Here is a 9,833-nt window from a genome sequence, read left to right as displayed (position 1 = left end):
AACAGATCCTCAGCAGCCTCGGACGACTTATGCAGCGGATCTCAAATCCGGGTCACTAGGCCTGAGCCTCGAAACCACCATCCCGCTCGGCACTCCGCCGCTGCACGGCCAGTCGTCGCGACAGGTCCGGCAGGTCGTCGTACTCCCCACGGATCAGGGCCTCGCGCTTCTTCCGGCTCCAGCCCTGGACCCGCTTCTCGAACGCAAAGGCCTGCTCGATCGAGTCGTACCAGCAGCACCAGACGAGAGCGACGGGCTGGCGATGGCGGGTGTACGCCGCACCCAGGTCGGGGCTGTTGTGCTGCCAGACCCGCGCCTCGACGTCCCAGGTGCTGCCGACGTAGTAGGTGTCGTCAGCGCAGCGGACGATGTAGGTGTAAGGCATGGCTCCAGGGTCCGACCGGAAAGCGGAGGCAGCAACGGCGTACGACGCGCCTGTGGACAACGGTGGTTTCGAGGCTCGGCGCTGGCGCGCCTCACACCTCAACCACCGTGACCGCCCGACGGCAGAGGTGGTTTCGAGGCTCGGCGCCAGCGCGCCTTCGCACCTCAACCACCGTGACGGTGGTTGAGGTGCGAAGGCCGTCAGGCCTGAGCCTCGAGACCCCCCGGCGCCAGATGGCTCCTACCATGACCCCGTGGACAAAGAGTTCTGGTCGTCGTTCAGTCACGACCCGCGCGACGAGCAGTACCGGTCCATGCGGGCGTCGGACCTCGACCGCGGGGTCGTCCAGCAGACGCTGACGGAGGCGTACGCCGACGGGCGGCTCGACCGCGAGGAGTTCGACGAGCGCACCGAGCAGGCGACCGGGTCGCGGACCCTGGGTGAGCTGGTGCCGATCGTGGGTGACCTGGTCGCTGCGACGTCACACGGTGCCGTGCCCACGCGCCGGAGCGACATGGAGCTGCTCGCCCGCCGCCACTGGGAGCGCAAGCGCCGCGAGGCCGCATTCTCGTTCCTCGGGGCCAGCCTGATCACCTCGCTGATCTGGTTCGCGACGGCATGGGGCAAAGACGGCTTCGACCCGTACTTCTTCTGGCCAGCGTTCGTCATCGCCTTCAGCCTGATGAACCTGATCCGCACCGCCGCGTCACGGCAGGACATCATCGACAGCGAGATTCGCAGGCTCGAGAAGAAGCGCGCCAAGGAGCTCGGACAGCCCTGGTCTCCCAACGACAAGGCCGCCGAGTGAGGACGCGGCAGCACGTCGACACCGCCCTCGCCCATCCGTCCGCGATCCTGCTGTGCGCGCAGCTGATCGCTGTCCTCGCCTACCCGTTCTTCGCCCAGACGGCATCGGGTCGCGCCGTGATCGGGGTCGTCCAGCTGGGCATCGTGCTGGCTGCGCTCGCCGCCGTACGCCCGAGCCCTGCGCTGACCTGGGTGGCGGTCCTCTTCGGTGCGCCGGCGATGGTCCTCACCATCCTCGAGGCGATCCAGCCGCACGCCGACTCGATCGTGCTGCTGTCCGCGGTGTTCCACGCGCCGTTCTACTTCTACATCTCGTACGCGATGCTCCGCTATCTCTTCCACGACGACCGGGTGACCCGTGACGAGCTGTTCGCGACCGGAGCGGCATTCACCGTCGTCGCGTGGGGATTCGCCTACCTGTACGCCGCGTGCCAGGTGCTCTGGCCCGACTCGTTCATCGGCGCCGACGGCACTGGCGACCGGAGCTGGTTCGAGCTGCTCTTCCTGTCGTTCACGACGCTCACGAGCGTCGGCCTGTCCGACGTCCTCCCGGTGCAGGCGCACGCCCGGTCGCTGGCGATGGTCGAGATGGTCGCCGGGGTCTTCTACGTCGCGCTCGTCGTAGCCCGTCTCGTCAGCCTCGCGGTGGTCAAGCGCCAGCCAGAGGACTAGGCGACTCCCTGGGTGTCCCACCCCTCGGGGCGGTGCTTCTTCGGCAGCTTGGCGACGATCAGCCGGTAGGAGTCGTCGACGGCGTCGAGCAGCTCTTCGTCGGGGATGGCACCCTCGAAGGACAGGTCGTTCCAGCCCGACCGGCCGATGTAGCGCATCACGCTGGCGTCGCCCGGGAAGCGCTGGAGCCACTCGTCGGCGACCTCGCGAGTGGCGCCGCCCTTCACTCCGACGCCAGTGGCGCTGAGGAAGGCGAAGATCTTGCCGGCACCCTCGGGACCGACCTTGATCACGGGGTGCTCGTGCTCCCAAGGGAAGTCCGCCCAGGCGCCCGGCTTGGCCAGGCAGTACGCCTGGAGCTCCCCCACGTCCACCGCTCAGTCCTCGTCGTCGTCGAGCAGGCCCTCCGTGCGGGCGGCGGCGACGATCTTGCGGACGTTGGTGAGGGTGCCGCAGTCGGCGTCGATCTGGGCGTTGCGCTCGGTGGCGAACTGCTCACCCAGCTCGGCGCGGACCTGCGGTCCGACGTCCTCCCGGGCAGGGTTGAGGATGGTGAGCTCCTCCTCGGTCAGATGGTGGTTGACCACCTTCGCGAGCTCCTCGACCGCGTCATCGAACGCCTGGGTGTCGGTGCCCTTGAGCTCGAGGACGGCGAGCAGAGCCTGGTGGCCCTCGGCGTGCTCCTCCTCGCCGTGCTCGGCCTCGTGCGCCCCGACGGCGTGCTTCTTGCGCAGCTTGGGATAGACGTACTTCTCCTCCGCCTCGGCGTGCGCGACATGGAGGGCGGCGAAGGCGCGGCGTACGGCGTCGCGGTCGGAGCTGCTGTTGCGCAGGTCGCGCAGCAGGGTTTCGAAGCGTCGGTGGTCATCGAGGATCAGCTCGACGACGTCTCCCTGGACCGGTCTGCCGAGGTCAATGGCGGTCATGCGAACACCCTAGTGTCGAGTCATAGGGTGGCGAGATGACAGGCGAGAGCGCCCGCCGTTGCAGGCCACCGGCCTGGTGACCGCCGCGGCCGTCATCCTCGCCGTGAGCTTCTCGCTCCCGCTTTCCCGTCGGCCGTGCTCTTCGCATCGCTGCTCGGCGCCATGGCGCACGCGCTCACGTCGCCCACGGTGCTGGCGCTGCCACCGTGGTCGTTCCGGATCGGGCAGGCGCTGATCGGCAGCACGATCGGTGCCCTGATCAGCCTGGCGGCGCTGCTGCGCCGCCAGGCCGGGGACCAGACGCGTCAGGGGGTGGAGCAGAGCAGCTCGGGCTGGGCCAGGAGCGGCTGCGCACCGGCGGCGGGTACCGGGCTCGCGCCGACGGTCGACGTCCAGGTGAACGTCAGCCGCAGGACGTTGCTGACGTCGAACGTCTTGAGCTCGGACTTGCCCAGGCCGTAGGAGCCCGTGTGCACGAACTGGCCGGGGCCACCGTCCAGCGTGATGTTGGCCTGCGCGCCCACGTCGGTCTGGTCACCGTTGCCGAGCCGGACCCGGAGGGACGTGCACGTCGTCGGGATGTTCCAGTCCGCAGTGCCCTCGGCGGCGCCTGGGATGGGCCCGATCGAACCGGAGTACGACGTGCCCGCAATGCTGGCGTTGGTCAGGATTCTGGTGGACTCCTGCTGGCGGAAAGGCAAGGTCGAAAGGGCCCGCCAGGTCAGCACAGTGACCTTGACCGGCTTGCTCTTGCCGGCCTTGACCTTGCCGACCTTCGGCACGACGACGCGGTACTGCCGCACACCGGGGACGTTCGGCTTGTCGGTGAACGTGAAGGCGCCGGACTTCTTGACCGCGGTCTTGCCGGTCTTGACCCACGGCTTGCCGGCGAGCTTGCGCTGCACGATCACGGTGGCGCCCTTGGTCGCGGGCTTGACCTTGCCGGACAGCACGAGCTTCTTGCCGGCCTCGACGCTCTTCGCGCTCGCCTTCAGCGTCGGCTTGTACGCCGCCTTGCGCTCCACGGGGGCGTTGCCCGCGGTGGCCGCGGGGACGGTCAGGCCGGCGGTGAGTGCCGCCGCGAGGGCGGCGACGCCGAGCTTGCTGGCGAGGTTCATGGTCTGAGTCTCCGTTTCATCTCGAGGCACCTGATCGGGCAACCCTCACCCACGGTAAGCCGCGGGATCGGACATCGCCGTATTTCCGGCCGCTGTCCGTCCGAGACTCGTCGGGAGCCACCGTGGCTCCTGCCTCACCTCACAGAGCGCGCGACGGCCCCAACGCGTTACATCGGGCTCAGGTGATCGGAGGGGTGATCCCCTCGAGCTCGTCGCGGTCGACCACGCGGCGGGTGCGGATCCGGTAGCGGTAGACCTGCACGAGGCCGAGCGCCCAGATGAGGTACTGCGTGCTCATCGCCCAGCGGAACGCCGACGGGGTGTAGTCCGAGCCGCCGCCCGGCGTACGCCAGTCGAGCACCAGGCCGATCGAGATCACCAGCACCAGGCTGGCCGCGAAGCCGCCCTGGTTGATGATCCCGCTGGCGCTCGCGAACCGCTCGTGGGGGTTGGACGTGCGCCCGACGTCGAACCCGATCATCGCCGCCGGTCCCCCGATGCCCACCACGACGACGAGCACGAAGAGCAGCCAGGTCGGGGCGTGACCGGGCCAGGAGAGGACCACCGTCCACACCACCACGATCGCGGACACGATGGCGAGCACCATCGTGGACCGGTGCCAGGGGTGGGCTCCCACCAGCCAGCCCAGGGTCGGACCGGCCGCCATCACGGCGAGCACCATCACGGTGAGCAGTACGCCGGCCGTCGCCGGCGTCTGGTGCTCACCCTTCACGAAGAACGGGTAGCCCCACAGCAGGCTCAGCGTCGTGGCGCTGAACTGGGTCGAGAAGTGCATCCAGAAGCCGAGCCGCGTGCCGGGGTGGGCCCATGACATCGCCAGGCTGCGGCGTACGGCGGCGAAGGAGAGCGACGGCCCACGCAGGTTGCGGTGGGTCGGTGAGTCGTGGAGCACCAGCAGCGTCATGACGGCGAGGACCAGGCCGATGGATGCGGCGATCAGGTAGGCCTTGGTCCAGCCGAGGTGCCCGAGCGCCCAGGTCATCGGTACGGCGGCCAGCACGGCGCCCAGCTGGCCGAGGGTGCCGGTGAGCTGAGTGACCAACGGGATCCGGCGCGAGGGGAACCAGCTCGCGACCAGGCGGAGGACGCAGATAAAGGTCATCGCGTCGCCCATGCCGACGAAGAACCTGGCCACCAGCGCCGCGGGATAGCTCTCCGCGATCGCGAAGCCGGCCTGGGCGACGGTCAGGAGAGTGACGCCGCAGAGCAGCACGCTCCGCGAGCCGAACCGGTCGACCATCAGGCCGACCGGGATCTGCATGCCGGCGTACACGAGCAGCTGCAGCATCGTGAACGTCGCCAGCTGGGAGGCCGAGATGTCGAACCGCTCGGTCGCGGCGAGCCCGGCGACCGCGAGCGACGAGCGGTGGAAGACCGCGACGAGGTAGACGAGGAGCCCGACCAGCCACACCGACCAGGCGCGAGCCGTGATGGTGGTGGGCGCGGATGTCACTCCCGCGAGTCTAGGCGCGGCGGTCTTCCACCCGGCTCGCGGGGCGTTGACGAACCGGTCCCTGAACCCGGTCGGGTGGTGCACGCCGATGACGCCGTACTCGTAGTGACCCCAGCCCTCCTCGGGGTTCTGGCCCGTCTCGCGCCAGACGGCCCGGCCCAGTCCGAGTCACCGCCGTACCCGCCACCGACGTGGATCGCCAGCGGCATCAGCGACTCCAGCTCGACCTCGACGTGGCCTCGGTGTAGACCTCGATCGCGGCGTCGGGCTCGGTCGACCGTCGCCGCGATCGCAGAGCGGGCAGGGACGTCGCGACCGGCTGTCTACCGACCCTGGCGGACCTGGTGCACGAGGCGGCTTTCCGCGACCACGTGGCCCGAGAGACGCGCCGCACCGGGGTGCTCGACCAGGACGTCCGAGAGCTGGTGCGGACGACCGCCGAGCTGCTCACGACTCCGCCGGCCCGGGTCGCCGTGCCCGGGCTGATGGCCGAGGCCTCCGCGGACCCGACGGGCACACCGACGACCGGGTCGAGCAGACGGCCGCCGTGGTCCTGGGTGGGATCAGCGCTTGAACAGCCGTGCCAGCAGCCCGCGCTGCTCCTGGACGACGCTGGTTGCCGGGGCCGCGGGCACCGTGCCGGCGGACGGCGGGACGGTCGGCTGCGGGGATGCATCCTCGTACCTCGGTGGTGTGTGATCGGCCGTAGCGGCGGCGGACACGACCCGGTCCAGGAACTGGTCGACCTCGCCCATGTCGTAGCCCTCGCGCATCCGGACGGGTGTGAACCGGGCGGTGCGGACGAGCTCGTCCACCGCTTCTGCCGCCCGCAGCGCGCTCAGCAACCGCTCGAGGAGCGCGTCGACCTCGCCCATGTCGTAGCCCTCGCGCAACCGCACGGGCGTGAACTGGACGTGGCTGATCTCCTGGATGAGGAGCTCTCGATCGGTGGACACGGCGACAAACTATAGAGCCGCGCAGCAGCTCGGGTCAGAACGCGCAGTAGACCGTGGCTTCGTACATCGCCGCCGTAGCGTCGCTGTCCTGCTTCTCCCACTCGAACCGGAGGCTCTGCTTGCCGAGCAGGTCGGCGGCGACGCCGATATCGCGGCCGCTGCTGTCCTCGACCTCGCCCTCGGCGAGAACCACCCCGTCCGCGCTCAGCCGGACGTGGGCGAACTGCAGGGTCCCGCGATCGGTGGCGGCCAAGGACGCGCGGACCCGCGAGCACTCGCCGCGGATGTCCCACGCCATGTAGCCGCTGTCGACGACGGGATCGGCGAGGATGACGTCCTCGTACCTGACCCCGTCCAGGAAGCTGTCGATCTGAGCCTGGAACGTCGCACGACGCTGGCTGTAGTTGAGGTCGCTCAGGTTGATCCAGCGCCAGACCGTCACCGGCACGGCGTTGCTGGTCGCCCGGGGGCGGGCTCCTGCCTTCGGCACGACGAGCCGGTACTGGCGCGCGCCCGCCTGCTTCGGGTGGTCGACATAGCGGACGGCGCCGCCCTTGCCCACCTTGAGCGTGCGCTCCTTGCTCCAGCCCCAGCCGTCACGGAACTTCTCGAGCATGATCTTCGTGCCCGCCGGGCGGTTGCGCACCTTGCCCGTCAGCACCAGCGGCTTACCCGCATCGACTCGCACGGCGTTGGCCTTCAGGGTGACCTGCGCCACTCGCGCGGCTGCGGAATACCGGGCCGCAGCTGCGGCCGGCACGGCCGAGACCCCCGTCACCAGTAGGACCGCCGCGATCGCGCCCACAGCGCGAGTGCCGAACCTCTTCATCAGAACCCTCCCAAGTACGAGCTGTCACCAGTAGAGCGACGAACTGGGCGGGAGCGTTACATCGGCCTCAGTCGAGGCAGAACTCGTTGCCCTCCGGGTCCTGCATCACGATGTGGCCACCGCCCATCGGCGGGCTCGGCTCGTGCCGCTCGACCCGGGTCGCGCCAAGGGCGACCAGGCGCTCGCACTCCGCCTCCAGCGCCGCCATCCGCTCGTCGCCGGCGAGACCGGGCGCGGCCCGGACGTCGAGGTGGACCCGGTTCTTGACGGTCTTGCCCTCGGGGACGCGCTGGAAGAAGATCCGCGGGCCGGCGCCGGCGGGGTCTTCGGACGCCGAGGCCATGTTGCGCTTCTCCTCCGGCAGCGTCTCCGAGAAGCCGTCCCAGGAGTCGAAGCCCGGTGGCGGGGGTGGGAACTCGTAGCCGAGGGTGGCGTTCCAGAACAGTGACAGCGCCCGCGGATCGGCGCAGTCGAAGGTGACCTGGACTTCCCGGATGTCCGTCATTTCGTAGCCTCCATCATCTGTCTGAGCTCCTTTTTCAAGTCGGAGATCTCGTCGCGCATCCGAGCAGCGACCTCGAACTGGAGCTCGGCGGCGGCGTTCTTCATCTGGTCGGTGAGCTCCTGGATGAGCTGGGCGAGATCGGAGCTCGGCATCCCGGCGATGTCGGCGCCATGCTGGCCGGCGGCCGCCTTGGACAGACCGGGCACGGGCTGGCGGGCCTTGACCCCACCGGCGCGGCCCTTCGCGGCCGTGCCGGCCCAGGTCTCCAGCAGTGCCTGGGTGTTCTCGTCCTCGCGCGCGAGCATCTCGGTGATGTCCGCGATCTTCTTGCGCAGCGGCTGCGGGTCGACCCCGGCGGCCTTGTTGTAGGCGACCTGCTTGGCGCGGCGGCGGTTGGTCTCGTCGATCGCCTTCTCCATCGACGGCGTGATCTTGTCGGCGTACATGTGCACCTGGCCGGACACGTTGCGCGCCGCGCGACCGATCGTCTGGATCAGCGACTTGTCGGAGCGCAGGAAGCCCTCCTTGTCGGCGTCGAGGATCGCGACCAGCGACACCTCGGGGAGGTCGAGGCCCTCACGGAGCAGGTTGATGCCGACGAGCACGTCGTACTCCCCCATCCGCAGCTCGCGGAGCAGCTCGATGCGCCGCAGCGTGTCGACCTCCGAGTGGAGGTAACGGGTGCGGATGCCGGCGTCGAGCAGGTAGTCGGTGAGGTCCTCGGACATCTTCTTGGTCAGTGTGGTGACCAGGACCCGCTCGTCCTTCTCGACCCGGGCGTTGATCTCGTGGATCAGGTCGTCGATCTGGCCCTTGGTCGGCTTGATGACGACCTCGGGGTCGATCAGGCCGGTCGGCCGGATGATCTGCTCGACGACGTCGGGCCGACCGCCGTCGGCCGTCACCTTGTCGAGCTCGTAGTTGCCCGGCGTCGCGGACAGGTAGATCGTCTGGCCGATCCGCTCCAGGAACTCCTCCCACCGCAGCGGCCGGTTGTCCATGGCGCTCGGCAGCCGGAAGCCGTGGTCGACGAGGTTGCGCTTGCGGGACATGTCGCCCTCGTACATGCCACCGATCTGGGGTACGGCGACGTGCGACTCGTCCACCACGACCACGTAGTCCTCGGGGAAGTAGTCGAGCAGGCAGTTGGGCGCCGAGCCGCGGGTGCGGCCGTCCATGTGCATCGAGTAGTTCTCGATGCCCGAGCAGGAGCCGACCTGGCGCATCATCTCGACGTCGTACGTCGTGCGCATCCGCAGCCGCTGAGCCTCGAGCAGCTTGCCCTGCCGCTCGAAGGCCGCGAGCTGGTCCTCCAGCTCGAGCTCGATGCCGTTGATCGCACGCTCCATGCGCTCCGGTCCGGCGACGTAGTGGGTCGCCGGGAAGACGTAGAGCTCCTTGTCCTCGGTGATCACCTCGCCCGTCACGGCGTGCAGCGTCATCAGCCGCTCGATCTCGTCGCCGAAGAACTCGATGCGGACCGCGTGCTCCTCGTAGACCGGGAAGATCTCGAGGGTGTCGCCGCGGACCCGGAAGGTGCCGCGGGTGAACGACATGTCGTTGCGGGTGTACTGGATCTCGACGAGCTGCCGCAGGATCGAGTCCCGGTCGCGCTCCTCGCCCACGCGCAGCCGCAGCATCCGGTCGACGTACTCCTGCGGCGTGCCCAGGCCGTAGATGCAGGAGACGGTGCTGACCACGATCACGTCGCGCCGGGTGAGCAGGCTGTTGGTCGCCGAGTGCCGCAGCCGCTCCACCTCCTCGTTGATCGAGGAGTCCTTCTCGATGTAGGTGTCCGTCTGCGGGACGTAGGCCTCGGGCTGGTAGTAGTCGTAGTAGGAGACGAAGTACTCGATCGCGTTGTCCGGGAAGAGCTGGCGCAGCTCGTTGGCGAACTGCGCGGCCAGCGTCTTGTTGGGCTGGAGCACCAGCATCGGCCGCTGGACCTGCTCCGCCACCCACGCCACGGTCGCGGTCTTGCCGGTGCCGGTGGCGCCGAGCAGCACGACGTCCTGGACGCCGCCGTTGATCCGCTTGGTGATCTCCTCGATCGCGGCCGGCTGGTCCCCAGACGGCTGGTAGTCGGAGACGACCTTGAAGGGCGCCACCCGGCGCTCGAGATCGGTCACTGGTCGCATGCCACGAGCCTAGACGGGCCATC

At 69.1% G+C, this 9,833-nt stretch carries 11 protein-coding genes; 2 read left to right on the top strand and 9 right to left on the bottom strand.

The window, feature by feature from the left end:
- Positions 1-55 precede the first annotated feature (55 nt).
- Complete coding sequence (locus ABEA33_RS05420; RefSeq protein WP_345525621.1) at positions 56-385, bottom strand: GIY-YIG nuclease family protein; 330 nt, start codon at positions 383-385, stop codon at positions 56-58.
- A gap of 253 nt (positions 386-638) precedes the next feature.
- On the opposite strand from ABEA33_RS05420, the gene ABEA33_RS05415 reads away from it, so the two are divergent.
- Together ABEA33_RS05415 and ABEA33_RS05410 are read left to right on the top strand one after the other, a co-directional pair.
- The gene (locus tag ABEA33_RS05415; protein WP_345525619.1) at positions 639-1,193 is read left to right on the top strand and encodes a DUF1707 SHOCT-like domain-containing protein; all 555 of its coding nucleotides are present in this window, start codon (positions 639-641) and stop codon (positions 1,191-1,193) included.
- Positions 1,190-1,864 (top strand): ion channel, encoded by a 675-nt coding sequence (locus ABEA33_RS05410; protein ID WP_345525617.1) that lies wholly within the window; start codon positions 1,190-1,192, stop codon positions 1,862-1,864. The genes ABEA33_RS05415 and ABEA33_RS05410 overlap by 4 nt, the downstream gene beginning before the upstream one ends.
- Here ABEA33_RS05410 and ABEA33_RS05405 read toward each other — a convergent pair.
- The 8 genes from ABEA33_RS05405 to uvrB form a co-directional block, all read right to left on the bottom strand.
- Positions 1,861-2,238 carry an MmcQ/YjbR family DNA-binding protein gene (locus tag ABEA33_RS05405; protein WP_345525615.1) on the bottom strand — a complete coding sequence of 126 codons (378 nt, stop codon included), beginning with the start codon at positions 2,236-2,238 and terminating at the stop codon, positions 1,861-1,863. The two genes, ABEA33_RS05410 and ABEA33_RS05405, sit on opposite strands and share 4 nt — an antisense overlap.
- A gap of 3 nt (positions 2,239-2,241) precedes the next feature.
- Complete coding sequence (locus ABEA33_RS05400) at positions 2,242-2,790, bottom strand: hemerythrin domain-containing protein (RefSeq protein ID WP_345525613.1); 549 nt, start codon at positions 2,788-2,790, stop codon at positions 2,242-2,244.
- Between the two features lie 305 nt (positions 2,791-3,095).
- A complete protein-coding gene (locus ABEA33_RS05395) occupies positions 3,096-3,908 on the bottom strand; it encodes a hypothetical protein (RefSeq protein ID WP_345525611.1) in 813 nt (270 codons plus the stop codon).
- Positions 3,909-4,086: 178 nt separating this feature from the next.
- Positions 4,087-5,382 carry an MFS transporter gene (locus ABEA33_RS05390; protein WP_345525609.1) on the bottom strand — a complete coding sequence of 432 codons (1,296 nt, stop codon included), beginning with the start codon at positions 5,380-5,382 and terminating at the stop codon, positions 4,087-4,089.
- A gap of 563 nt (positions 5,383-5,945) precedes the next feature.
- Complete coding sequence (locus ABEA33_RS05385) at positions 5,946-6,338, bottom strand: DivIVA domain-containing protein (protein ID WP_345525608.1); 393 nt, start codon at positions 6,336-6,338, stop codon at positions 5,946-5,948.
- A gap of 34 nt (positions 6,339-6,372) precedes the next feature.
- Positions 6,373-7,167 (bottom strand): hypothetical protein, encoded by a 795-nt coding sequence (locus tag ABEA33_RS05380; protein ID WP_345525607.1) that lies wholly within the window; start codon positions 7,165-7,167, stop codon positions 6,373-6,375.
- A 67-nt stretch (positions 7,168-7,234) separates the two neighbouring features.
- Positions 7,235-7,672, bottom strand: a complete 438-nt coding sequence (locus ABEA33_RS05375) for a VOC family protein (protein WP_345525606.1) — start codon at positions 7,670-7,672, stop codon at positions 7,235-7,237.
- On the bottom strand, positions 7,669-9,810 hold the full coding sequence (gene uvrB, locus ABEA33_RS05370; protein WP_345525605.1) for an excinuclease ABC subunit UvrB: 2,142 nt from the start codon (positions 9,808-9,810) through the stop codon (positions 7,669-7,671). Before uvrB ends, ABEA33_RS05375 begins: the two co-directional genes overlap by 4 nt.
- Positions 9,811-9,833 lie beyond the last annotated feature (23 nt).

It is taken from the genome of Nocardioides endophyticus (assembly GCF_039543845.1).
In the GTDB taxonomy this organism is placed as follows: domain Bacteria; phylum Actinomycetota; class Actinomycetes; order Propionibacteriales; family Nocardioidaceae; genus Nocardioides; species Nocardioides endophyticus.
This window is presented reverse-complemented; position numbering and strand designations above follow the sequence as displayed.